The following is a 23,826-nucleotide window of genomic DNA, read 5'->3' as shown; positions in this document are numbered from 1 at the left end:
GGGCCCACGGCCCTCCCGCCCGATGCGCCGCCCGCCGCCTTCACCACCGACGACTACCGGGCCCGGATGCGGCGCGCGGCGCGGGCCGCGGCGGACTCCGGGCTCGACGGTCTGCTGGTCGCGCCCGGCCCCGACCTGGTGTGGCTGACGGGGCACCGGCCGCCCGAGACCGAGCGGCTGACGATGCTGGTGCTGCGCGAGGGCGAGGACCCGGTGCTGGTGGTGCCGACCCTGGAGGCCCCCGACGCCGCCGAGGCGCCCGGCGGACCCGCGCTGACGCTGCGCGACTGGACCGACGGGGAGGACCCCTACGCGGCGGCCGTCTCCGTCCTCGGCCCACGCGGCCGCTTCGGCGTCAGCGACAACACCTGGGCACTGCACCTGCTGGGACTGCGGCGTCGGCTGCCGGACACGACGTACGTCGCGCTCACCGAGGCGCTCCCCCTGCTCCGGGCCGTGAAGGACGCGGCCGAGCTGGCGCGGATGGCGGCGGCGGGCGCGGCGGCCGACCGGGCGTACGAGGAGATCCGCCAGGTGCCCTTCGCCGGGCGCCGCGAGACCGACGTCGCCGCCGATCTCGCCGATCTGCTGCGGCGGTTCGGGCACTCCCAGGTGGACTTCACCATCGTCGCCTCGGGACCGAACGGCGCCAACCCGCACCACGAGGCCGGCGACCGGGTCATCGGGCACGGCGACATGGTGGTCCTCGACTTCGGCGGGCTGAAGGACGGCTACGGCTCCGACACCTCCCGCACGGTCCACGTCGGCGAACCGGCCGCCGAGGAGCGCGAGGTGCACGACGTCGTGCGGGCCGCCCAGGAGGCGGGGTTCCGTGCCGTACGGCCCGGCGCGGCCTGCCAGGACGTCGACCGGGCCGCCCGCGCGGTCATCACCGAGGCCGGGTACGGCGACCGCTTCATCCACCGCACGGGGCACGGCATCGGCGTCACCACCCACGAACCGCCCTACATGATCGAGGGGGAGGAACGGCCCCTGGTGCCCGGCATGTGCTTCTCGGTCGAACCCGGCGTCTATCTGCCGGGCCGTTTCGGGGTCCGCATCGAGGACATCGTGACGGTCACGGAGGACGGCGGCCGACGCCTCAACAACACCCCGAGGGAGATGGCGATAGTCGACTGACCGGCCCGCTCTCTCCTGCTCTCCCACTCCCCAGATCTCCAGATCTCCCGACCCCGGACGACGGCGCGACCATGACCCAGGCACCGACACCCACCGCGGACAGTGTCCGCCGGCTGGTCCGTTCCCTGCTGAAGAACGGGGAGGACAAGCCCGGCGGCAAGGGCGGCGACGGCCCCGACGTGCGACCCGTCGCCGGGGACGACACGCACGGCACCTGGTGGGTCGGCACCCGCCATGTGCTGCGCCTCGCGACCGACCGGCACGGCGTCGGGCGGCAACGACGCGAACTGCGGCTGCGGGACCTGGTCCGCCCGCACATCGGCGTCGCCGTCCCGGTGAGCGTCGCGCACGGCGAGTGGTCCGGCGGGCTCACCTACACGCTCGACACACGGCTGCCCGGGGGCACGGCCGAGGAGCACGAGGTGTCCGCCGTGGGCGAGGCCGATCTGGCGGCGCTCCTCACGGGGCTGCGCGAGGTGCCGCTGCGACAGACCGAACAGCTCGGGGTGCCGCGGCTTGCTCCGCGAACGTTGGAGACGCTGCGCACGGCGGCGGCGCGTGCGGCGCGGAGTCTCGCGGAGGCCGACGAGTTCGACGCGGCGCGGCTCGGACAGCTGACGTCGGCGACGGCGGCGCAGCTGACGGCGCCGGCCGCCGTCCTGGTCCACCACGGGCTCACCGGCGACCACCTCGTCGTCAGCGCCGACGGCCGGGTCCGGGGGGTGCTCGGCTGGACCGACGCGGCCGTCGGCGATCCCGCCGAGGACATCGCCGGCCTCGCCGCGGCCGTCGGCTCACCGGCCGCCGTCCGCGCCGCGACCCTGGCCGGCTACGGCGCCCGCCCCTGTCTGCGCGGCCTCTGGCTGGCCCGCTGCGACACGGTCGTCCACCTCGCCGACGGTCTGCGGGGCCGGGCCACCACACCCCTGCCGGTCCTCCGCCACCGTCTGCGGCGCACCTGGGAGCCGATCCTGCTGGAGCGGGTGACGGATCTGCGGGGCGAGGACTGAGGACGGGCGCGGACTTGAACAGGGGCGCGGACCGGCCAGGGGCGCCCAAGGGCTCGGGGGTGCCCGTCCTACGGCCACCGCGGGCCGCGTGTGGCCGACCGCGCAGTTCCCCGCGCCCCTGTAGGGCCCGCGGCCCGGTTCACGCCATCGTCAGCACCACGCACGACTCCCCGCCCAGGGTCAGCACTCCGTCGGTCCCCGGCGCCTCCACGGGATCCCAGGCCGCGAGGACGCGTGCGTGGGGCACCCCGAGCGGGATCGTGGCCGTCTCCTTGCCCAGGTTCAGCGCCACGAGGACGTCGCCCCGGCGGAAGCCGAACCACCGGGTCTCCTCGTCGAAGGCGACCTTGACGTCGGAGAGATCGGGGTCGGAGAGGTCGGGCAGGGAGTGGCGCAGGGCGATGAGGGTGCGGTACCAGGACAGGACGCGGGCGTGGGGCTCGCGCGGGAGTTCGGACCAGTCGAGGCAGGAGCGGGCCCGGGTCGCGGGGTCCTGGGGGTCGGGGACGTCCTCCTCCGCCCAGCCGTGCTCCGCGAACTCCCGGCGCCGGCCCCGCCGTACGGCCTCCGCCAGCTCCGGATCGGTGTGGTCGGTGAAGAACTGCCAGGGCGTGGACGCGGCCCACTCCTCGCCCATGAAGAGCATCGGCGTGAAGGGGCCCGTGAGGACGAGCGCCGCCGCGCAGGCCAGCAGACCGGGGGAGAGGGTCGCCGCGAGCCGGTCGCCCTGGGCGCGGTTGCCGATCTGGTCGTGGGTCTGGGTGTAGCCCAGCAGCCGGTGCGCGGAGACGCTCGTACGGTCCAGGGGACGGCCGTGGCGGCGCTCGCGGAAGGACGAGTACGTGCCGTCGTGGAAGAAGCCGCCCGTCAGGGTCTTCGCCAGGCCCGCCGGACCGGCGTGCGCGAAGTCCTCGTAGTAGCCCTGGGACTCGCCGGTCAGCGTGGTGTGCAGGGCGTGGTGGAAGTCGTCGTTCCACTGGGCGTGCAGGCCCAGTCCGCCCTGCGCGCGGGGGGTGACGAGACGTGGGTCGTTGAGGTCCGACTCGGCGATCAGGAACAGCGGTCGGCGCACCTCCTCGGCGAGCGCGTCCACCGCCGTCGACAGCTCTTCCAGGAAGTGCAGGGCACGGGTGTCCTTCAGCGCGTGGACCGCGTCCAGCCGCAGGCCGTCCAGGCGGTAGTCGCGCAGCCAGGCGAGCGCGCTCTCCCGGAAGTACGCCCGCACCTCGTCCGAGCCGGGCGCGTCGAGATTGACCGCCGCGCCCCACGGCGTGTGGTGCCGCTCGGTGAAGTACGGCCCGAAGACGGGCAGGTAGTTGCCGGAGGGGCCCAGATGGTTGTGCACGACGTCGAGCACCACCCCGAGGCCCAGCGCGTGCGCCGCGTCCACGAACCGCTTCAGCGCCTCGGGCCCGCCGTACGGTTCGTGCACGGCCCAGAGCGAGACCCCCTCGTAACCCCAGCCGTGTGTCCCGGGGAAGGGGCACAGTGGCATCAACTCGACGTGGGTGACGCCCAGTTCGGCAAGGTGTCCGAGGCGTTCGGACGCGGCGTCCAGGGTGCCCTCGGGGGTGTACGTGCCGACGTGCAGCTCGTAGAGGACCGCGCCCGGCAGCCCGCGCCCGGACCACTCCGTACGCCAGGTGTACCGACCCTGGTCGACGACCGCGCTCAGCCCGTCGGGGCCGTCCGGCTGGCGGCGCGAGCGCGGGTCGGGGCGCACCGGGCCGTCGTCGACGGCGAATCCGTAGCGTGTGCCGTCCGCGGCCTCCGCCTCGGCCGTCCACCAGCCCGGCCGCTGCGGATCGCGCTCCATGGCGTGCGTGGCGCCCGCCCGGTGGAGGGTCAGACGGTCGGCCTGCGGTGCCCACACCTCGAACTGCACGGAACGGTTCTCCCTCGGCTGCCGGTCGTGTTCCTGGGTAGTCAGGGGGTTACTCGTCCATCGTGCTGCAAACGAGATCGACGCGCGCCACGATCGGCTCTTTTGCCGCGCGAGTCGTACCGTCCTCCCGCATGTCCGCAGATGGTCACCGTTCACGGGTTGTCTGGACACCTCCCGCCTCGCTGACCGACAATCACCAGCGTGACGTCGTCCTTCGAGTTCCACACGTACCCCGCGCGGCTGTCGGACGCGGAGCGCGACCGCGCGCTGAGGGTGCTCCGTGACGGCGTCGCGCTGGGCCGCCTGTCGCACGACACGTTCATCCGGCGGATGGAGCTGGCGCTCACCGCCCGCCGCTCCGACGAACTCGCCGCGCTCACCGCCGACCTGCCCGTCGAGAACCGCTGGTCCCGGCTGGTGCTCGGCACCGTGGGGCGGGTCTCCGGTTTCGGCGTGAAGCTGCGCCGGGCCTGGCAGGCCGAGCGGCTCCCCAAGCTCCAGCTGCCGCACCCGGCGAGCGGCCACGCCCTGCGCATAGGCCGCGATCCGGCGAGCGGGCTCCGGCTCAGCCACGAGACGGTCTCCCGGGTGCACGCCGAGCTGAGCCGACAGGGCGGTATGTGGATCCTGCGCGACCTCGGCTCCACCAACGGCACCACCGTCAACGGCCGTCGGGTGATCGGCGCGGCCGTCGTCCGGGACGGCGATCAGGTGAGTTTCGGCCGTATGGTCTTCCGCCTCTCCTCCGAATGACCTTGTGACCGACCCCACGGCAAAGCTCTGGCCTGGGATTTACGCAGCGAGTTTGTCAACTTTCCTTCCGTTCCAGGGTGTTGACGTATGTTCTCGGCCGTGACTGACTGTGCCTACACCATGCACACCAGGTGAACCGACGGCGCCACATTCGTGGAGGTGCGCCCTGCCGCCACTCCTCCGCTATCCGACCGTGGACGAGTTGTACGCCCGCGCCGCCGCACTCGTCGCCCGACATCCGCACCGCGCCCGACTGCGCCGCGTGGGCACCTCACGGGCGGGCACACCGATGTGGTTGCTCTCCGTCGGACGCGGCGGCCGCCACACCCTGATCGTCGCCGGCCCGCACGCCAACGAGCCCGTGGGCGGCGCCACCGTCCTCCGGCTCGCCGAACGGGCCCTGGCCGACCCCCGGTTGAGCGACGCCGCCGACACCACCTGGAACCTGCTGCTGAGCCTCGACCCCGACGGCTCCCGCCGCAACGAGGGCTGGCTGCGCGGCCCGTACACCCTCGGCCACCACTTCCGGCACTTCTTCCGCCCCGGCTTCCTGGAACAGCCCGAGTGGCTGCCCGACGGCGCGGCCGGCGCCGTGCTGCCGGAGACCCGCGCCCTGCTCGACCTCCAGGACGAACTGCGGCCCTTCTTCCAGTGCTCGCTGCACGGCGTCGACGTGGGCGGCGGCTTCGTCGAACTGACCCGGGACCTGCCGGGCCTCGCCGAGCGCGTCGCCCACGTCGCCGCCCGCCTCGGCATCCCGCGCGAGCTGAGGCCGTACGACACGCTGTACTGGCCCTGCCTCGGCCCCGCCGTCTACCGCATCCCGCCCCCGCGCCGGGGCGATCTGGCCGCCGCCATCACCGAGGCGGCCGTCGAGTCCACCTGGTTCCACCCGCACCGCCACGGCACGGTCACCGCCGTCGTCGAGGCGCCGATGTGGGGCGTGGCCGCCGTGGAGGACGCCTCCCCCGCGCCCGACGCCGACGCCGTACTGCGCACCGTCAGCCGTGGCCTGCGCCGTGACACCCGGTGCCTGGAGGACCTCCTCACCCGCGTCCGCCCCTTGGTGTGCGGCGCCCCGGACGCGGCCCGGTTCCTCGCCCCGGTCGACGACTACGTCCTCGTCGGACCGGGCCTCGCCGACTCCTGGGACCCCGACGTCCACGACGGCGCCGCCCGGCCGCTGCCCCCGCTCGACACCGCCAGGCTCACCACCCTCGCCATCTCCGGCCGCCGGGTCGCCCTGCGCACCGCCGGCCTGCTGCACCAGCTGGTGACCCGCGCCGGGCACGACCCGGTCGGCGCACTGCCCGCGCTGGACCGCCTGATCGACCAGTGGTGCGCCGACTACCGGGACGGCTACGGGGCCCGCTGGATCCCCGTCGCCCGCCAGGCGGAGTACCAGGCCCGCGTCGTCCTCGCCGCGTTCGAACTGGCGGCCGGGCGCCCGCACCTGCCGGGGCCCGCCCCGCAGCCGCCCTGCCCGGACACCCGTGCGGGCTCCCATTCGGGTGAGCAGGGATGGAGTTCCGAGCCCGCCGTGCCGATGCACCGGGAATGACGAACCCCACCCACGCGGTACGCGGCGGACTGCTCGCCGCCCTCGCCCTCCTCACCCTCGGCGCCTCGGCCCCCGACCGCGCGAGCGCCGTCCAGGGCGACTGGCTCTACGTCACCCTCACCCGGGGCGACGACCGCTCCTCCGACACCCGCGGCACCCTCCTTCTCTGCGACCCGCCCCAGGGCCACGGCCGAGCCGCCCAGGCCTGCGCGGAACTCCGCCGGACCGACGGCGACATCACCCGCATCCCCCACCGGAACTCCATCTGCACCGAGATCTACGCCCCCGTGCGGGCCACGGCGGAGGGCCAGTGGAGCGGCAGGCCGGTCACCTACGAGCAGACGTTCGCGAACCCGTGCGTGATGGAGGCCCGCACGGGAGCGGTGTTCGCCCTGCCGGACTGACGGCCACCGGATCTCTCAGGGGTGCGGGCAAGCGCGCGACCGGCCAGGGACGGCCCGCGGCTGTCCGTCGGCGCGACGAGGCGCAGCGGTGGGCGCGCTCAGGTCCCCGCCCCGCCCCGCGCACACGACGCGGCCGCCAGCACCGTACGAACCTGATGCTCCACCTGGTCGCCCACCGGCACCCACCGCGCACGGAACCGGTCGGAGAAGGACTCGCACCACTCGGCGACGAGGTCTTCCAGGAGGGGCGCCCCCGGGTCGTCGGTCTCCCTCAGCACCCGCAACAGCATCGCCGCCGCCCGCAGCGGAAGCCGCCGCCCGAAGGCGTCCACACTGCCCACGTACGCCGTCGACAGATCCGGCGGCGGCCCGTCCCTCCAGTCCCGGGCCAGCCCGGGCACCAGCGCCAGCGCCCACCGGGCGGCCCGCAGCAGCGGTCCCTCGGGGCCCGGCAGCCGGGGCAGCGCCTCGGCGAGGACCCCTTCCACCCGGCCCGCGTCCGTCAGGAGCCGCCGGGCCAGGTGCCGCAGCGCCGCCGCCGGGGCCGGGTGCGGGGCCGTGTCGTCCACCAGGTCGCTCGCCCACATCGGCACCTCGACGACCGCCGTCAGACCGCCGTACCGGTGGGCGTGGTACCAGGTGCTGTGCCGGGCGTCGTCCGGCATGCTCGGGTACGCCGCGAGGCCGCCGGGCCGCGGCATCACGAACACCCCGGGCCCGGAGACGGGCCAGCCCGCGGCGTCGGAGGCGCCTCTCTCCACCGGTATGCCCAACTCGGCCGCGGACTTGGCGAACGGCTCGGCGAGCCCCGGCACGTCCTTCGTCAACTGCACCCAGCTGCCGCCCAGATCGGTGCCGTGCAGGGTCACCTGGAGGTAGGGCCGCAGCTCGTCCAGCACCCCCATCAGGGCGTGCGTCTCGGGCGGCAGCCGGTCCGGCGGCAGCACGGACGGCGACCACTCCGGCTGCTCGGGCCCGGCCGGCCGGAAGAACCCGAGGTGGTAGTCGAGGAGCGTGCGCGGCAGGGCGGTGGTGTGCAGGCTCGCCCCGTCCGGGTCCGCGCAGAGCACGAAGTGCCAGGACACTCCGGACCGCAAGGCCCGTTCCCGCACCACCCGTTCGGCCAGGGCGAGCACTGTGGAACCGCCGGTCGGCTCATTGGCGTGGGCGCCCGCGACGACCAGGACGGCGTGTCTCGCGTGCCCCACGGACAGCAGCCGCAGCGGGCGGCCGGCACGCGAGCAGCCGATGCTCCGCAGTGCGCACAGCCCCGGCCGACGGGCCGCCAGTGTTCTCGCGGCCGACTCCAGTTCAGCGACCGTGGGATATCCGAGTTCCGACAGCAGACCCACCCCCGTCCCGTCCGCCTGGCATCAGAGTCCGCGCGCCCGGCCGGGCCGAGCGGGGGACGTACCCAGTGTCCTCGCGCGGAAGGGGCGGCTCCCAGGGGCGCCCAGTCGCATTCACCGTCATCCGGTACGGGAGCCGTCGCTCCCCGCCGCCCCCGTCGCGGGAGGCGCCGTCACCCGGCGCTGGTGTCGGTCACGCGCCGACCCGCTCCAGCAGCGCGACCGGCAGCGTCCCGAAGAGCTCCTCGACCCGCACCTCGCCCGTGAACTCCCGCTCTCCGCACAGCACTTCGGCCCACCGTCCCTCGGGCAGCGCCAGTCGGGTGTCACGCCAGCCTCCGGCCTGCGCCAGGCGCAGCGACAACCGGGTCACCACCGTGACCACCTCACCGGAGCGGGTGAAGGCCAGACAGTGTTCGGCGCCCTCCCCCCGCGCCGCCAGCGGCGCGTACGTCGCCGCGTCCCCGAAGACCGCCGGCCGTCGCCCGCGCAGCCGCAGCGCCGCCTCGGTGAGCCGGAACTTCTCCGACCCGTCCTCGTGCGGAGCGAAGGCCCGCCGGTTGTCCGGGTCCACCAGGGCCCGGTACTCGGCCTCCGTCCCCTGGTACACGTCCGGCACCCCCGGCATCGTCAGCTGCACCAGGGCGGCGCCGAGAGCGTTCGCCCGCACATGGGGCGCCAACTCCTCGCGCAGCGCGGCCACCCTGGCGTCCACGGCCGGCCCCCGTGCGACGAAGTCCGCCACCTCCTGCTCGTACGCCGGGTTCTGCTCGGTCCAGGAGGTGTGCAGCCCGGCCTCCCGCACATGCTTCAGCAGGGCCCCCCGAAGCCGTTCCCCGGCCGCCGGGCCGAGCCCGAACGCCGTCTGCCAGGCCGCCCACGCCAGCTGCGGATCCGGCACTCCCGCGCCGTCCCCCGTCACCTCCGCCAGCAGGTCGGCCCACCGCCCCGGGCACTGCGCGAGCACCGCGATCGCCGCCCGCACGTCCGCGCTGCGCTTGGTGTCATGGGTCGACAACACGGTCCCGGTGGCCGGCCAGTCGCGCTGCACCCGCGCGCAGTAGGCGTGGAAGTCCTCGGGCGACACGGCCGGGCTTCCCGGATCGCCGCCCACCTCGTTCGCCGACAGCAGCGGCACATAGCGGTAGAACGCCGTGTCCTCCACCGACTTCGCCCGCAGCGCCGACGAGGTCTGCGCGAACCGGGCCCGGAACTCCACATGGTCCGGCCCCTCACCCCGGCCCAGCACCAGATCCCGTACGGCGTCCACCGACCGGGCCTCCTCGGGCACCACGAACAGCGCGCGCGCCTCGGCCGCGGCCTCCTCGGTGACGACGAGGGAGGGGTCCTCTGAGGTGTACGGCCGGTACACCTCCATCCGCGCGAGCAGCTCGCACAGCGCGGTGCGCAGCGCCCACGGCGCCTGGTCGCGCAGCGCGAGCTCGTCGGAGCGCTCGCACAACCGGTGCGCCACCCGGGTGAGCCGTTCCACCTCCGCGACCAGCTCGTGCGTGAGTACCCGGTACGCGGCCCGTCGTACGGTCGCGTCCCACTCCCCGCCCCGGTCGGACTGCGCGTCCGTGAACTGCCGGTACCGGCCCAGCAGCTCACCGGCCCCCGCCGGATCGGTGAACAGCCCGTCGACGTGCCGCAGCGCGTCGTAGCCGGTGGTCCCCGCGACCGGCCACGCCCCGGGCAGCGTCTCCCCGTCGGCCAGGATCTTCTCGACGACGGTCCACCGCCCACCGGTCGCCTCGTGCAGCCGCCGCAGGTAGGCGTCGGGATCGGCGAGCCCGTCGGGGTGGTCGACCCGCAGCCCGTCGACGACACCCTCGTCCAGCAGCTGGAGGATCTTCGCATGGGTCGCGTCGAACACCTCCGGCTCCTCGACCCGCACCCCGATCAGCTCCGAGATGCTGAAGAACCGCCGGTAGTTCAACTCCGTACGGGCCAGCCGCCACCACGCCGGCCGGTACCACTGCGCGTCCAGCAGCTGTGGCAACGGCAGCTTCTCGGTGCCTTCCCGCAGGGGGAACACGTGGTCGTAGTACCGCAGCTCCCGCCCGTCCACCACGAACTGCTCGATCTCCGCGCCCAGCGGCCCGCCGAGCACCGGCAGCAGCACCCGGCCGCCCTGCGCCTCCCAGTCGATGTCGAACCACCGCGCGTACGCCGATTCCGGCCCCTCCCGCAGCACCTCCCACAGCGCCCGGTTGTGCCGGGGCGCCATGGCCATGTGGTTGGGGACGATGTCCAGGACGAGCCCGAGTCCATGGGCGCGCGCGGTCCGGGCCAGCTCCCGCAGCCCCTCCTCACCGCCGAGTTCGCCCCGCACCCGCCCGTGATCGACCACGTCGTACCCGTGCGTCGACCCCGGCACCGCCTCCAGAACGGGGGAGAGGTGCAGATGGGAGACGCCGAGCGAGGCGATGTACGGCACGGCCGCCGCGGCGGCGGAGAAGGGGAACCCGGGCTGAAGCTGAAGTCGGTAGGTGGCGGCAGGCACGACAGAGGTCATGCAGACCTACGTACCCACCACACGAGACTTGGAGCGCCCTGACACGCGAGGACGCGGGGTTTTTAGGGCGCGGGGAACTGCGCGACCAGCCACGAACCACCCGCACCCCACATCGGACCGTCACCCCTTACGGTGAATCCCGCACCCTACGCAGGCCTCCGGAACACCACCAGACTCCGGTCCACCAACCGCACCCGCTCCCCGGCCGCCACCTTCGGCCCGTCCACCGGAACCGCGTCCTCCCGCCCGGTGTCCACCACCATCTGCCACTGCGGCCCGTGGTTCACCGGTACCACGAAGTCCAGTTCCGCCGCCGACGCGTTGACCATCAACAGGAACGAGTCGTCGCTGATCCGCTCGCCGCGCGCACCCGGCTCGGAGATCGCGTTCCCGTTCAGGAAGACGCTGAGCGCACCCGCCTGTGACGAGTCCCAGTCCCGTTGCACCATCTCCCGCCCCTGCGGTGTGAACCACGCGATGTCCGACAGTTCGTCGTGCGTCCCCTCCACCGGCCGGCCGTGGAAGAACCGCCGCCGCCGGAAGACGGGATGGTCCTTGCGCAGCCACACCATCGCCCGCGTGAACTCCAGCAGATCCCCGTGGACCTCCGCGCCCTCTCCGTCCTCCGCGGCGGGCCAGGGAACCCAGGACACCTCGTTGTCCTGGCAGTAGGCGTTGTTGTTGCCGCCCTGGGTCCGCGCGAACTCGTCGCCGTGGCTGAGCATCGGCACGCCCTGCGACAGCATCAGCGTCGCGATGAGGTTCCGCATCTGCCGGACCCGCAGCGCGTTCACCGCGGGGTCGTCCGTCTCGCCCTCGGCACCGCAGTTCCAGGACCGGTTGTGGCTCTCCCCGTCCCGGTTGTCCTCGCCGTTGGCCGCGTTGCGCTTCTCGTTGTAGGAGACGAGGTCCCGCATGGTGAAGCCGTCGTGGCACGTCACGAAGTTGATGGAGGCGAGCGGGCGTCGTCCGTCGTCCTGGTAGAGGTCGGAGGAGCCGGTCAGCCGGGACGCGAACTCCGCGAGCGTCCGCGGCTCGCCCCGCCACAGGTCCCGCACGGTGTCCCGGTACATGCCGTTCCACTCGGTCCACAGCGGCGGGAAGTTCCCCACCTGGTAGCCGCCCTCGCCGACGTCCCAGGGCTCGGCGATCAGCTTCACCTGGGAGACCACCGGGTCCTGCTGGACGAGGTCGAAGAACGACGACAGCCGGTCCACCTCGTGGAACTGCCGGGCCAGGGTCGCGGCGAGGTCGAAGCGGAACCCGTCGACGTGCATCTCGGTGACCCAGTACCGCAACGAGTCCATGATCAGTTGCAGCACGTGCGGGGACCGCATGAGCAGGGAGTTGCCGGTGCCCGTCGTGTCCATGTAGTAGCGCGGGTCGTCCGTCAGCCGGTAGTACGACGGGTTGTCGAGGCCCTTGAAGGAGAGCGTGGGGCCCAGGTGGTTGCCCTCGGCGGTGTGGTTGTAGACCACGTCGAGGATGACCTCGATCCCGGCCTCGTGCAGTGCCCGGACCGCCGACTTGAACTCCAGCACCTGCTGACCCCGGTCGCCCCAAGAGGCGTACGCGTTGTGCGGGGCGAAGAAGCCGATGGTGTTGTAGCCCCAGTAGTTGCTGAGGCCCATGTCGGCCAGCCGGTGGTCGTTCACGAACTGGTGTACGGGCATCAGTTCCAGCGCCGTCACGCCCAGCTCGGTCAGATGTTCGATGATCGCCGGGTGGGCGAGCGCCGCGTAGGTGCCGCGCAGTTCCTCGGGCAGCCCCGGGTGCCGCATGGTGAGGCCCTTCACATGGGCCTCGTAGATCACCGTGTGGTGGTACTCGGTGCGGGGCCGCCGGTCGTCGCCCCAGTCGAAGTACGGGTTGACCACGACCGAGGTCATCATGTGCGGAGCCGAGTCGAGGTCGTTGCGCTCCTCGGGTGCGCCGAAGTGGTAGCCGTACACCTCCTCCCCCCACTTGACCGAGCCGCTGATGGCACGTGCGTACGGGTCGAGCAGCAGCTTCGCGGAGTTGCAGCGCAGCCCCCGCTCCGGCGCGTACGGGCCGTGCACGCGGAAGCCGTACCGTTGCCCCGGCATCACGCCGGGCAGGTACGCGTGCCGCACGAACGCGTCCGTCTCGCGCAGTTCCACCGCCGTCTCGGAGCCGTCGTCGTCCAGCAGACACAGCTCTACTCGGTGCGCGGCCTCCGAGAAGACCGCGAAGTTGGTACCGGCGCCGTCGTACGTGGCGCCGAGCGGATACGCCTGTCCAGGCCAGACCTGCATGGATACGACTCTTCCAGTTGTCGCGCGCCGCTGGGGCGACTCCGGGTGGAGTCTCCCCCAAACTGACGGAACCTCCTAGGACATACGTCCCTCCTGCCCAGCGGTGGCCACATCGTGACGCTCCGAGGGCCGCCGGCGTCGGCTCCCGGTGGCCCGGCCGCTATGAATCGCCTCACTCCTCGGGCGGTGGCTCCCCGGAACAGCCAAGTGACGTGCGGTAGTTGAGAAACGACCTGCCCATCCGGCTGTATCGTCACCCGCTACCGGAGTACCCTTCCTTGATCGTTGCGTAGGGGTGAGCTCGGGGGAGCGGAAGGCGGTGTGTGGGTGGGCTCGGGAGGGCTGGAGTTGCCTCCTGGTGACGCGGGCGACACGGGTCACGAGGGGGACCCCACGGATGTCCCACCCGGCGCGGTGTCCCTGGCGCGGCCGATGGAGCGGGGCTCCATCGGCCCGGAACTGGACTGGAACGCCGACGCCTGGCTCGAAGTGCGTACGCGCGCCCAGCGGGCCGGCCGCGCCTACATCTGGCTGAACCTCGTCGAACAGCGGTTGCGCGCCGTGGTGGCCGCCGTGCTGCGGCCCATCTACGAGCCCGTCCACCACGACGACTGGGTGGTCGCCGCCGCCGGCCCCGCCGGACAGGAGTGGGTGCAGCGTGCCGTCGCGGTCCGCGAGGTCAGCCGCCGCAAGGGCTATCTGCTCGACCCCGCCGACGACAACGTGCTGAGCTTCCTCACCCTCCCGCAGCTGCGCGAGCTGATGGTGCAGCACTGGCCCTGCTTCGAGCCGTACCTCGACGAGCGGCGCGACGTGGAACTGGCCATGGACGAGCTGGAGGTCACCCGCAACGTCGTCTCCCGCAACCGGGCCCTCTCCGAGGCGGTCCTCGCCCAGGCCGAGCGCGCCTCCGCCAAGCTGCTGGAGATCCTGGGAGCCGGCAGCGACGTGCCCTCCGCGCGCCGGCTGCCCGTCGACGCGGTCGAGGACCTCGTCGGCGACCGGTACGCGGACGTCGTCGGCGTCCATCCCGACCGGGTGCGGCTGCTGCGGCAGTTCCCCGCCGAGGACCTGTTCGGCGGTGCCCGCCGCCTCGACGCCATCGGCATAGGCCTGAACCTCCTCGTGCAGAACTTCTCCGGGCGGCGGCTGGTACGGCTCGCCGAGGCCGGCTGCCGGGTGCGGCTGCTCTTCCTCAACCCGGCTTCCAGCGCGGTGAAGCGACGCGAGCGCGAACTGGGGATAAAGCGCGGTGAGTTGAGCCGGGCCGTGGAGATGAACATCCTCCATATGCGCCGGGTCCGCTCCCGGCTGCGCGACCCCGACGCCTTCGAGATCCAGGTCTACGACGAGACGCCGCGCTTCACCGCCTACCTCGTCGACGGCGACGGCACGGACGGTGTCGCGGTCGTCCAGACCTATCTGCGGCGCACCCGGGGCATGGAGGCGCCCGTCCTCGTCCTGCGCGGAGGCAACCGGGTCCTCAAGGCGAACGAGAACGGCGAAGTCGGCCTTTTCGACACATACCGCGAGGAGTTCGAAGTGGCGTGGGCGGACTCCCGACCGGTGTCGTGAAGCGCGCCCCGACGCCGTGCCGGCGGGCCCGGAGCGCGGGGAAGCGGAATGCGGTCCTCGGATTGTCAGTGGCCCATGCGATGGTGGTCGTCACTGGGGGAAAGCACCACCAAGAAGGGGGGCCAGCATGGGTTGGCACCGGCAGCTGCTGATCGGCTTCGACCTGGAGACCACCGGGACGGACCCGCGCGAGGCGCGTATCGTCACGGGCGCGGTGATCGAGGTCAAGGACGGGGAGCCGGTCGGACACCGGGAATGGCTCGCCGACCCCGGCATGGAGATCCCGGCGGATGCGGTGGCCGTGCACGGCATCACCAACGCCCGTGCGACGGCCGAGGGCAGACCCGCCGACCAGGTCGCCGACGCCATCGCCGACGTCCTCGTCTCCTACTGGAAGACGGGCGTCCCGGTCGTGGCGTACAACGCGGCCTTCGATCTGACCCTGCTCTCCGCCGAGCTGCGCCGGCACGCCCTGCCGTCCCTGCGCGACCGGCTCGGCGGCCTCGACCCGGCGCCCGTCATCGACCCGTACACGATCGACCGCTCCGTGGACCGTTATCGCCGCGGCAAACGCAACCTCGAAGCGGTCTGCGGGGAGTACGGCGTGCCGCTGGACGCCGCGCACGACGCCTCGGCCGACGCCCTGGCCGCCGCCCGGCTCGCCCGCGCGATAGCCGGGCGTCACCCGAAGGTCGCCGCCCTCGGCCCGGCCGAGCTGCACCGCCGCCAGATCGAGTGGTACGCGGAGTGGGCCGCCGACTTCCAGGCATTCCTGCGCCGCAAGGGCAACCCCGAGGCGGCCGTGGACGCGACCTGGCCCCTGCGCGAACTGGAGGACGAAACGGTATGACCGACACGGAGATCTCCCTGCGCGAAGTACGCGACGGCGACCTGCCGTTCTTCTGGAGGCACTGGTCCGATCCCGAGGCACAGCGGGTGGCCGCCTTCACCGGGGCGTACCAGTACGACAGGGCGCTCTTCGACGGCCACTGGGCGAAGCTCCGCGCCGACCCCGGGGTGCTGAACCGCACGGTGGTCGCCGACGGTGAGGTCGTCGGCTCGATCGCGGTCTTCGGCCCACCGGACGAACGCGAGGTCACCTACTGGATCGACCGCGCCCACTGGGGCCGGAACATCGCCACGGCCGCCCTCACCGCCCTGATCGACCTCGTGCCCACCCGTCCCCTGCACGCCTACGCGGCCGCCGACAACAGCGGCTCGATCCGTGTCCTGCAGAAGTGCGGCTTCGTCATCACCGGCCAGGACCGGGGCTTCGCCCGCGCCCGCGACGCCGAGATCGACGAAGTGGTGCTCATACTCCCGGCCGCCTGAGCCGGCCCCGCCCGGATCAGAACGGATACCAGCGGACCGTCTCGTCCCCGTCGCGCAGCGAGGCGACCCGGCGTTCGAACTCGGCCACCGCCGCCGGGTTGCTCGGCGCGTGCTGCGCCACCCAGGCGCAACTCGCCGTCTCACGGGCGCCCCGCAGCACCGAGCAGCCCTCCCACTCCCGCACGTCCCAGCCGTACGTGGCGGTGAAGGTGTCGTAGTCCCGCGTCGGCAGGCCGTAGCGGTCGTGGGAGAGGGCCATGACGACGAGGTCGTGTTCGCGGAGGTCGCCGGAGAAGGTCTCCAGGTCGACGAGGACCGGGCCGTCCGGGCCGATGTGGACGTTGCGGGGGAGCGCGTCGCCATGGATCGGCCCTCGCGGCAGGTGCGGGGTGAGTGCGGCCGCGGCCGCCGCGAACCCGTCCCGTCGCTCACGGAGATACGCCGCGTCCGCCGGGTCGATCGCGTCACCGGCGAGGCGCAGCCAGCGCTCCACGCCGCCGAGGAGCTCACGGCGGGGCAGGTCGAAGGGCGGCGTGGGCAGCGCGTGGACCAGCCGAAGGAGTTCGGCCACATCGCGCGGTCCGGCGGGGCGTACGGGATCGGGCAGGCGGTGCCACACCGTCACCGGATGTCCCTCGACGAGCAGTGCCTTCGCCTCGGCGGCCCGCACCGCCGGGACGCCCGCCTCGGCGAGCCAGGCGGCGACGTCCAGCTCGCGGCGGGCCCGGTCGAGGAGTTCGGCGTCGCGGCCCACCTTGACCACCAGGTCACCGGCGGCGAACACGGCGTTCTCGCCCAGTGCGAGCAGCCGTGCCGTGCCGGCCGCGCCGGGCAGCACCTCGGCCGCGAGCAGTACCTCCCTGGCCCGTGCCTCGTCCATCCGCCGCCTCCCTGTCCGTACCGCCGACGCCGCGCTCGTAGCAACGGGTTCACGCCATTCAGGGGCCAGTCTCGCATTCGCACAGGTCGGACCCGGTGCGCGGTGCCTTGACGCCCTGTCATGCCCTCAGCACCATGACGGACATGACCTTGGCGACCGCGAAGCCGCAACGCCCGCGACCGGCCAAACGGCGCACCCCGGCGGACGGCCCGGACCGGCGCCTGATCGACCACGGCGCCTGGTTCCTGGTGCTGCCCGCGCTCATTCCCATCCTGGTGCTCAGCGTCGGACCGCTGCTGTACGGGATCGCGCTGGCGTTCACCGACGCGCAGTCCGGCCGGACCGAGCCCACCCGGTGACATCCTCCCCCTCTTCAAGAGAGGGGGATTCCAACCCATTGGGGTTGAGGTTCACGGACGCTCGACCGCTTGGTGGGCGGTGTCGTCCCTCCGGCACAGGCTGAACGCCTGGGGCGGGGGATCCCGCCCTGTCCTGCCGCGACGTTGATACTCGCATTGGTGTCCGCGTTACAGGTGAAGCCGCAGGAGGAGCAGGCGAACTCGGCTTGGCTCTTGCGCGAGTTCTCGTCGATCCATCCGCAGGCGCTGCATCGCAGGCTGGTGTAGGGGGCGGGTACGTCCTCGACCCGGCCGGGGGCCTTGTGCTCGGTGCGCTGCCGCAGCAGGCCCCAGCCCTGGGCGAGGATCGACCGGTTCAGGCCGGACTTCTGCGGCACGTTCTTGCCGGGCTGCTCCACGGTTCCCTTCGCGGAGCGGGTCATGTTCCTGATGTTCAGCTTCTCGAACCGGATAAGGTCGTAACTGCGGGCGAGCATGGTGCTGGTCTTCTCGCACCAGTCCTTGCGCCGGTTCGCCTCCCGCGCCTTGAGCCTGGCCACCATCGAATGCTCGGCCGCCTTGGCGGCGCTGCCCTTCGGGGCTCGCGCCGCCCGCCGCTGATGTTTTCGGATCTGGGCGCGTTCCTTGACGGTGAGCTGGGGGCAGTTCAGCTTCCGGCCGTCCGACAGTGCGGCGGTGATCGTGACACCCCGGTCGATGCCGATCACCTCACCCGTCCCGGGCGCCGGGGCCGGTACGGGGATGACTGCGAACGCGATGTGCCATTGCCCGTTGCGGAAGGTGACCCGGACCGTCTTCGCCTCGGGCAGCCGCGCACCTTTACCTCTGGCACTGAGACGGAAGCGGACCCAGCCGCAGCCGGGCACCCTGACCTGAGCCCATCGCCGGCTGAGTTTCTGCACTACGACCGAGCGGCCCATGACCTGCCTGCCGGTCTTCGTGTTCAGCTTCGGTGATCCGTCCGCGTGGTATTCCGGTACGCGGTCGGTGCCGATGACCCGGAAGCCCTCGTGAACGTGTTTCCTGCGCCAGGTTGGCTCTCCGAACCCTGACGTGAAGCGGGCGTTCTTGGCCCGGGCGAAGTCCTTGAGGGCCTGCTGCTGCACGTCCGCGTTCCCCGAGCCCAGCCATGCGTTGTCGCGCCTCGCCTCGGTGAGCTGACGGCACTGCTCCGCGAAACCGGGCGGGCTCCTGCGCCAACGGCGCCAGTGCGAGTGCTGCTCGACGGCGAGGTTCCAGACGTATCGGGCGTGCGAGCAGTGTGTGAGCATCTGCTCGGCCTGCGAGGGCGACGGATACATCCGGAAACGTGACATGCCGCGAACCTAGCCACCGCGTTCCTCTGCCGCGCACGTCTTCGATCAACGTCACTCGTGAGAGTGGCCCGAAGCGTCTTCGTCTACCTGGGCAACCCTGACCACAGGGTCCCAACCCGCCGACACCACAAACGCTTTGAGGCCGACCCCTACCCATCGTCCTTTCCGAGACGCCGAGTCGCCCTGGTGACGATTCGGCTTCCTCTGCCCAGTTACGCGGGAGCGGGCATTCACTCCGGTCCTGAAGGGCCCGGGCACCTGTCCGACAAGCAAAGCGGGAGGACAAGGTCGCCACCCCCTGGTACCAGGACTACTACACCGGGTCGATCGGCATCGGTGAGCTGCGGGAGCGGTTGCAGGACGACGGGAACCGCGTGCCGGCGCGTTGTCAGAGGTGAGGGGATGGGCGATTGAGTGCGTTGGACGGGTGCGGGCACGGGTGGGGCGCGGGGAACTGCGCGAGCAACCCCCACCCGACCCGCACCCGACAACGCACCCCACGACCACCGCCAAAGAAGTTGCACGAGACGTATCGTCTCGCATATCGTCGGCGCATGACCTCCCACATCGCCATGTTCTCCATCGCCGCCCACGGTCACGTGAACCCGAGTCTCGAAGTGATCCGCGAGCTGGTGGCCCGCGGTCACCGGGTCACGTACGCGATCCCGCCGGCCTTCGCGGAGAAGGTGGCCGAGACCGGTGCCGAGCCGAAGATCTGGCACTCGACCCTGCCCGGCCCCGACGCCGACCCCGAGGCGTGGGGGAGCACGCTCCTCGACAACGTCGAGCCCTTCCTGGAGGACGCGATCCAGGCCCTGCCGCAGCTCGTCGAGGCCTACGAGGGCGACGAGCCCGACCTCGTGCTGCACGACATCACCTCGTACCCGGCGGCCGTCCTCGCCCACCGCTGGGGCGTCAAGGCGATCTCCCTCTCCCCGAACCTGGTCGCCTGGACCGGCTACGAGGAAGAGGTCGCCGAGCCCATGTGGGCCGAACCGAAGAGGACGGAACGCGGCAAGGCGTACTACGCCCGCTTCCAGGCCTGGCTGCAGGAGAACGGGATCACCGAGCACCCCGACCCGTTCGTCGGCAGGCCCGCCCGCTCCCTCGTCCTCATCCCCAAGGCGCTCCAGCCGAACGCCGACCGGGTCGACGAGAGCCGCTACACCTTCGTCGGCGCCTGCCAGGGCGACCGTGCGGCGCAGGGCGACTGGCAGCGGCCGGCCGACGCGGAGAAGGTGCTCCTCGTCTCACTCGGGTCGGCCTTCACCAAGCAGCCGGACTTCTACCGCGCGTGCGTGCGGGCCTTCGGCGAGCTGCCCGGCTGGCATCTGGTGCTCCAGGTCGGCCGGCACGTCGACCCGGCGGAGCTGGGGGAGATCCCGGCCCGGGTGGAGGTCCGGGACTGGGTGCCGCAGCTGGCCGTCCTCCGGCAGGCCGACGCGTTCATCACCCACGCGGGCGCCGGCGGCAGCCAGGAAGGGCTCGCCACCGCCACCCCGATGGTCGCCGTACCGCAGGCCGTCGACCAGTTCGGCAACGCCGAGATGCTCCAGTCGCTCGGTGTCGCCCGCCATCTGCCCATGGAGGAGGCGACCGCCGAGACCCTGCGCGAGGCGGTCCTCACCCTCGTCGACGACCCGGAAGTGGCGCGACGCCTCAAGGAGATCCAGCGGCAGATGGCGGGCGAGGGCGGCACCCGGCGGGCCGCCGACCTCATCGAGGCGGAACTCGGAACACCCTGATAGCCGGGCAAGCCGGTTGGTTCCACGCTTACCGTGAAATCACGGCACTTTTTAGGTTACGTTCAGGTAACGCCGGGTCCGCACGGAACGCGCACTGACTCTGTTACCGGGTTCGACCGTTACCCCCTCCGAAAGGTTGTGTCCGGCGGTTCTTGTGCCTCGGGTGAACGACTTCCAAGCTGAGGATGAATTCATTTCGAACGCCAGGAAGTTGACCCATGCGCCGAGACATACCCGACCTCGCGGAAGTGCGCCGCCTCACGCAGAAGAAGCGGGACGCCTGGTGGACCGTGCTGCTCGTCGACCCGGTCGCCACACCCCTGGTGCGGCTGACCGCGAAGTACACGAGGATCACGCCCAACCAGCTGACCTGGGGCGCCTTCCTGCTGGGTCTGGTCTCGGCCGCCTTCTTCGCGCTGGGCGACTGGCGCTGGCTGATCGCCGGCGCCGTCGTCTACCACCTGAGCTTCATCCTCGACTGCATGGACGGCAAGGTCGCCCGCCTCACCGGCCAGGGGTCCGTGTTCGGGGCCTGGCTCGACTTCGTCTTCGACCGGGTCCGGGTCGCGGCGTGCTCGGTGGCCCTGATGGCCGGGCAGTACCAGCGCACGGGAGAGACCTTCTACATCTGGCTCGCCGCCGCCGTCATCGGCTGCGACGCGCTGCGCTACATCAACTCCCTGGAGACCTTCAAGGTCCGCCACACCATGCGCAAGCAGATCAAGGCCCGGCTCCGTGAGGCCCGCCGCGCCGAGAACGAGCGTGAACTGGCCTTCATGGAGGACCTGCTGCGCGAGAACCCCGAGGCCGACATCGAACAGGACCTGCGTACGGCCGCCGCCGAGGTCACCCAGGCCGCGCCGCAGACCCAGGTCGTCGACCTGCACCAGGAGTTCCGCCGCCGCTTCCCCCTCTATCTGCGCATCCGGTCCTTCCTGCTGCGCCACCGGGTCCGCCCCCACCTGATCAGCGGCATCGAGTTCCAGATGGGCGTCTTCATGATCGGCCCGATCGTCGACTCGGTGATGACGACGACCATCGTCTCCGGTGTCCTGCTGCTCGTCTTCGAACTGGCCATCGTCTACAAGCTGTTGCTCTCCACCCGTGACTTCACCCGTACCCTCGACTCCTTCGACCGGGGGGACGTCGCCAAGGCGGCCTGAACCGACGGGCACGGACACGGGTGTGGGCCGGGGCGGTGACGCCGCCCCGGCCCACACCCGCGCTCGGGACCCGATCAGACCCGTACCCGCTCGTCCCGCGCGTCCCGGTCGGCCGGCGGAACCGGCTCCGGCTCCGGGGACTCGTCGTGGGTGAGGTCCGGCAGCCGGTTCAGCCACTTCGGCAGGTACCAGTTGCGCTCGCCGAGCAGCGCCATCACCGCCGGGAGGAGCACGCCCCGGATGATCGTCGCGTCGATGAGGACGGCCGCCGCGAGGCCCACACCCATCTGCTTCATCGACTGCATGGACAGCGTCCCGAAGATCGCGAAGACGGCGACCATGATGACGGCGGCGCTGGTCACGACCCCGGCCGTGGTGACCACACCGTGCCGGATCGCCTCCGTCGTCGTACGCCCCCGCAGCCGCGCCTCACGGATGCGCGAGACCACGAACACGTGGTAGTCCATCGACAGTCCGAACAGGATCACGAACAGGAACAGCGGCAGCCAGGTGATGATGGCGCCCACGCCCTCCGCGCCCACCAGCGAGGCACCCCAGCCGTGCTGGAAGACCGCGACGAGGATGCCGTACGCGGCGCCCACCGACAGCAGGTTCAGCACGATCGAGGTCGCCGCGATCGTCAGCGAGCGGAACGACAGCAGCATCAGCAGGAAGGCGAAGACCACCACGAAGGCGAAGACCGGGACCACGGAGCCGACCAGCTGGTCGTTGAAGTCCTGGTTGCCCGCGACCTGCCCGGTGACCGGCGCCTCGACTCCCTCGACCTTGCCGAGCGTGGCGGGCCGCACCTCGTCGCGCAGCTTGTCCAGGCTCGTGCCCGCCTCGTCCTGGTCGGAGCCGCCGACCAACGGCACGTACACGAACGCCACGTTCCGCGCGTCGTGCACCTTGATCTCCACCGGGCCGCGCGAGGCGCCCGAGGCGACGGCCTCCTCCTTGAAGTCGGCCAGCGCCGCCCGCACCTCCGGGGCGTTGATGTCCTTCGCCTTCACGACCACCTCGGCCGGCTCGGAACCTCCGGGGAAGGCCTCGTTGACCCGGTTGTAGGTCTGCACGATCGGCAGCGAGTCGCCGAACTCCTGGTCCAGTGTCAGGTTCTGCGTCTTCATCCCGATCGCGGGCGCCGCCACGGCGAGCAGCGCGCCGCTCGCCACGACCAGCGACAGCGCCGGCCTGGCCAGCACGACCCGCAGGACGGCGTTCCAGAAGCGACTCTCCGAACCGCCCCCGGAGCGGCCGTTCCCGCGCCGCTTGTCCGGGTGCAGGAACGGGATGCGCCCCTTCTCGACCCGCTCGCCCAGCAGCGACAGCAGCGCGGGCAGCACCGTGACCGAACCGACCATCGCGACGGCGACGACCATCAGGGACGCCAGGCCCATCGCCTCGAACTCGGCGAGTCCGGTGAACAGCATGCCCGCCATCGCCACGCACACCGTGACACCGGAGACGACGATGGCGCGGCCACTGGTCGCGGCGGCCACCCGCAGCGCGGCCTGCGCGTCGCGGCCCGCCGCCCGCTCCTCGCGTTCACGGCGCAGATAGAACAGGCAGTAGTCGACGCCGACGGCCAGACCCACCAGCAGCATCACGGAGCTGGCGGTGTCGCTCATCGGGATCACATGGCTGACGATGGCCATCAGACCCATCGTCGCGATGATCGCGGTGATCGCCAGCGCCACCGGCAGGAGCGCCGCGACGACCGCGCCGAACGCGATCAGCAGGATGCCGAGCGCCACCGGCACGGCCGAGTACTCGGCCTTGCGGAAGTCGTCCCCGAAGGCGTCGTCGAACGTCTTCATCATGGAGGCGCCGCCGATCTCCTCGATCCGCAGCGTCCCGTGCTCCCGCTGGACGTCCGCGACGGCCTTCAGCACCGGCTCGATCCGCTCGCCGGCGGTGTCCGACGCGCCCCGCACGTCGAACTGCACCAGAGCGCTGCGGCCGTCCTTCGAGATCGTCCGCGTGTCGTACGGCGAGGTCACGTCCGTGACCTCGCCGGTCTTCTCGACGGCCTTCATCACGTCGTCGACGGCGGCCCGGAACGCGGAGTCCGTGGCCCGGGTGCGGTCGTCCTTCGCCTGGATCAGGACGGTCTCCCCGGCGGGCTCCTCGATCCCGGCCTCCTCGATGATGTGGGCCGCCGTGCTGGTCTCCCCCTTGAGCTGATCGCTGTCCTTGACCTCGACCGAGCCCACGGCCGAGCCGATCCCCATCGCCAGTACGACGAACAGCATCCAGACCCCGACGGCCGCCCAGCGGTGCCGGGCGCTCCAGCCGCCCGCCCGGGCGGCGATCCCCCGCACCCGTACCTCTCCGTTCCCCATGTCGGGCCAGCCCCCTCGCATGCGATGGCGACCCCCTGCCGCCACCTTTCGTCTCGAAGGTATGAGCCGGATAAGGGCAACTCGTCGTGCTGTCCGGTGAACCCCACGGCCTACGGGTCCTCCCCTCGGACCCCGCTCCCTCCGCACCAGGGAGGACAGTGGCCCCTTACACCCATCCCGGGTTCTCGGGGCCGCCCCTCAGGGTGGTCCCGGCC

17 protein-coding genes and 1 pseudogene are annotated in these 23,826 nt (G+C 72.0%); 11 read left to right on the top strand and 7 right to left on the bottom strand.

The genetic code is table 11. The features are described from left to right. Positions 1 to 66: 66 nt before the first annotated feature. Both K1J60_RS10365 and K1J60_RS10360 read left to right on the top strand, forming a co-directional pair. Positions 67 to 1,140 (top strand): aminopeptidase P family protein, encoded by a 1,074-nt coding sequence (locus K1J60_RS10365; RefSeq protein ID WP_220651398.1) that lies wholly within the window; start codon positions 67 to 69, stop codon positions 1,138 to 1,140. 71 nt (positions 1,141 to 1,211) lie between these two features. Further along, positions 1,212 to 2,150, top strand: coding sequence for an aminoglycoside phosphotransferase family protein (locus K1J60_RS10360; RefSeq protein WP_220645959.1), 939 nt, complete (start codon positions 1,212 to 1,214; stop codon positions 2,148 to 2,150). A 139-nt stretch (positions 2,151 to 2,289) separates the two neighbouring features. On the opposite strand, the gene treZ is transcribed toward K1J60_RS10360, so the two are convergent. Continuing rightward, a complete protein-coding gene (treZ, locus tag K1J60_RS10355) occupies positions 2,290 to 4,035 on the bottom strand; it encodes a malto-oligosyltrehalose trehalohydrolase (protein WP_220645958.1) in 1,746 nt (581 codons plus the stop codon). Positions 4,036 to 4,236: 201 nt separating this feature from the next. On the opposite strand from treZ, the gene K1J60_RS10350 reads away from it, so the two are divergent. The 3 genes from K1J60_RS10350 to K1J60_RS10340 all read left to right on the top strand — a co-directional run bounded on the left by K1J60_RS10350 (position 4,237) and on the right by K1J60_RS10340 (position 6,753). Next, on the top strand, positions 4,237 to 4,788 hold the full coding sequence (locus K1J60_RS10350; protein ID WP_033529479.1) for a DUF1707 and FHA domain-containing protein: 552 nt from the start codon (positions 4,237 to 4,239) through the stop codon (positions 4,786 to 4,788). A gap of 193 nt (positions 4,789 to 4,981) precedes the next feature. Beyond that, positions 4,982 to 6,349 (top strand): M14 family zinc carboxypeptidase, encoded by a 1,368-nt coding sequence (locus K1J60_RS10345; protein WP_259407655.1) that lies wholly within the window; start codon positions 4,982 to 4,984, stop codon positions 6,347 to 6,349. Beyond that, the gene (locus K1J60_RS10340) at positions 6,346 to 6,753 is read left to right on the top strand and encodes an SSI family serine proteinase inhibitor (protein WP_220645956.1); all 408 of its coding nucleotides are present in this window, start codon (positions 6,346 to 6,348) and stop codon (positions 6,751 to 6,753) included. The genes K1J60_RS10345 and K1J60_RS10340 overlap by 4 nt, the downstream gene beginning before the upstream one ends. Before the next feature lie 98 nt (positions 6,754 to 6,851). Here the strand turns inward: K1J60_RS10340 and K1J60_RS10335 are convergent, their stop codons facing one another. The 3 genes from K1J60_RS10335 to glgX form a co-directional block, all read right to left on the bottom strand. Beyond that, the gene (locus tag K1J60_RS10335) at positions 6,852 to 8,105 is read right to left on the bottom strand and encodes a M14 family zinc carboxypeptidase (RefSeq protein ID WP_220645955.1); all 1,254 of its coding nucleotides are present in this window, start codon (positions 8,103 to 8,105) and stop codon (positions 6,852 to 6,854) included. A 190-nt stretch (positions 8,106 to 8,295) separates the two neighbouring features. Then, positions 8,296 to 10,620 carry a malto-oligosyltrehalose synthase gene (treY, locus tag K1J60_RS10330; protein WP_220645954.1) on the bottom strand — a complete coding sequence of 775 codons (2,325 nt, stop codon included), beginning with the start codon at positions 10,618 to 10,620 and terminating at the stop codon, positions 8,296 to 8,298. A 146-nt stretch (positions 10,621 to 10,766) separates the two neighbouring features. Next, positions 10,767 to 12,896, bottom strand: a complete 2,130-nt coding sequence (glgX, locus tag K1J60_RS10325) for a glycogen debranching protein GlgX (RefSeq protein ID WP_220645953.1) — start codon at positions 12,894 to 12,896, stop codon at positions 10,767 to 10,769. 327 nt (positions 12,897 to 13,223) lie between these two features. Between glgX and K1J60_RS10320 the strand changes: the two genes are divergently transcribed. From K1J60_RS10320 to K1J60_RS10310, 3 genes are all read left to right on the top strand, one after another. Next, entirely contained in the window at positions 13,224 to 14,471 is a 1,248-nt protein-coding gene (locus tag K1J60_RS10320; protein ID WP_220651397.1) for an SAV2148 family HEPN domain-containing protein, read from the top strand. A gap of 127 nt (positions 14,472 to 14,598) precedes the next feature. Then, on the top strand, positions 14,599 to 15,321 hold the full coding sequence (locus K1J60_RS10315; protein ID WP_220645952.1) for a 3'-5' exonuclease: 723 nt from the start codon (positions 14,599 to 14,601) through the stop codon (positions 15,319 to 15,321). Next, entirely contained in the window at positions 15,318 to 15,803 is a 486-nt protein-coding gene (locus K1J60_RS10310) for a GNAT family N-acetyltransferase (RefSeq protein WP_220645951.1), read from the top strand. The genes K1J60_RS10315 and K1J60_RS10310 overlap by 4 nt, the downstream gene beginning before the upstream one ends. Before the next feature lie 16 nt (positions 15,804 to 15,819). Here the strand turns inward: K1J60_RS10310 and K1J60_RS10305 are convergent, their stop codons facing one another. Further along, positions 15,820 to 16,683, bottom strand: a complete 864-nt coding sequence (locus tag K1J60_RS10305; protein WP_220645950.1) for a phosphotransferase enzyme family protein — start codon at positions 16,681 to 16,683, stop codon at positions 15,820 to 15,822. Between the two features lie 134 nt (positions 16,684 to 16,817). On the opposite strand from K1J60_RS10305, the pseudogene K1J60_RS10300 reads away from it, so the two are divergent. Further along, a pseudogene (locus tag K1J60_RS10300) lies at positions 16,818 to 17,039 on the top strand (sugar ABC transporter permease); the annotation flags it as partial. A gap of 17 nt (positions 17,040 to 17,056) precedes the next feature. On the opposite strand, the gene K1J60_RS10295 reads toward K1J60_RS10300, so the two are convergent. Further along, positions 17,057 to 18,358: an RNA-guided endonuclease InsQ/TnpB family protein gene (locus K1J60_RS10295; RefSeq protein ID WP_220645949.1), complete on the bottom strand. Its 1,302-nt coding sequence runs from the start codon at positions 18,356 to 18,358 to the stop codon at positions 17,057 to 17,059. Between the two features lie 554 nt (positions 18,359 to 18,912). Between K1J60_RS10295 and mgt the strand changes: the two genes are divergently transcribed. Next, complete coding sequence (gene mgt, locus K1J60_RS10290) at positions 18,913 to 20,103, top strand: macrolide-inactivating glycosyltransferase (RefSeq protein WP_220645948.1); 1,191 nt, start codon at positions 18,913 to 18,915, stop codon at positions 20,101 to 20,103. Between the two features lie 218 nt (positions 20,104 to 20,321). Next, on the top strand, positions 20,322 to 21,266 hold the full coding sequence (locus K1J60_RS10285) for a CDP-alcohol phosphatidyltransferase family protein (RefSeq protein ID WP_220645947.1): 945 nt from the start codon (positions 20,322 to 20,324) through the stop codon (positions 21,264 to 21,266). 74 nt (positions 21,267 to 21,340) lie between these two features. Here the strand turns inward: K1J60_RS10285 and K1J60_RS10280 are convergent, their stop codons facing one another. Continuing rightward, on the bottom strand, positions 21,341 to 23,611 hold the full coding sequence (locus tag K1J60_RS10280) for an MMPL family transporter (protein ID WP_220645946.1): 2,271 nt from the start codon (positions 23,609 to 23,611) through the stop codon (positions 21,341 to 21,343). Positions 23,612 to 23,826 lie beyond the last annotated feature (215 nt).

This window comes from Streptomyces akebiae, from assembly GCF_019599145.1.
Lineage (GTDB): Bacteria > Actinomycetota > Actinomycetes > Streptomycetales > Streptomycetaceae > Streptomyces > Streptomyces akebiae.
The sequence above is the reverse complement of the archived record's forward strand: the minus strand, read 5'-3'. Positions and strand labels throughout refer to the sequence as shown.

What these genes read in the sequence shown, in the direction of transcription:
- K1J60_RS10365 (WP_220651398.1), top strand. Translation starts at nt 67, where the DNA reads ATGCGGCGCGCGGCGCGGGCCGCGGCGGACTCCGGGCTCGACGGTCTG.
- K1J60_RS10360 (WP_220645959.1), top strand. Translation starts at nt 1,212, where the DNA reads ATGACCCAGGCACCGACACCCACCGCGGACAGTGTCCGCCGGCTGGTC.
- K1J60_RS10340 (WP_220645956.1), top strand. Translation starts at nt 6,346, where the DNA reads ATGACGAACCCCACCCACGCGGTACGCGGCGGACTGCTCGCCGCCCTC.
- treY (WP_220645954.1), bottom strand. Translation starts at nt 10,620, where the DNA reads ATGACCTCTGTCGTGCCTGCCGCCACCTACCGACTTCAGCTTCAGCCC.
- glgX (WP_220645953.1), bottom strand. Translation starts at nt 12,896, where the DNA reads ATGCAGGTCTGGCCTGGACAGGCGTATCCGCTCGGCGCCACGTACGAC.
- K1J60_RS10315 (WP_220645952.1), top strand. Translation starts at nt 14,599, where the DNA reads ATGGGTTGGCACCGGCAGCTGCTGATCGGCTTCGACCTGGAGACCACC.
- K1J60_RS10310 (WP_220645951.1), top strand. Translation starts at nt 15,318, where the DNA reads ATGACCGACACGGAGATCTCCCTGCGCGAAGTACGCGACGGCGACCTG.
- K1J60_RS10305 (WP_220645950.1), bottom strand. Translation starts at nt 16,683, where the DNA reads ATGGACGAGGCACGGGCCAGGGAGGTACTGCTCGCGGCCGAGGTGCTG.
- K1J60_RS10295 (WP_220645949.1), bottom strand. Translation starts at nt 18,358, where the DNA reads ATGTCACGTTTCCGGATGTATCCGTCGCCCTCGCAGGCCGAGCAGATG.
- mgt (WP_220645948.1), top strand. Translation starts at nt 18,913, where the DNA reads ATGACCTCCCACATCGCCATGTTCTCCATCGCCGCCCACGGTCACGTG.
- K1J60_RS10285 (WP_220645947.1), top strand. Translation starts at nt 20,322, where the DNA reads ATGCGCCGAGACATACCCGACCTCGCGGAAGTGCGCCGCCTCACGCAG.
- K1J60_RS10280 (WP_220645946.1), bottom strand. Translation starts at nt 23,611, where the DNA reads ATGGGGAACGGAGAGGTACGGGTGCGGGGGATCGCCGCCCGGGCGGGC.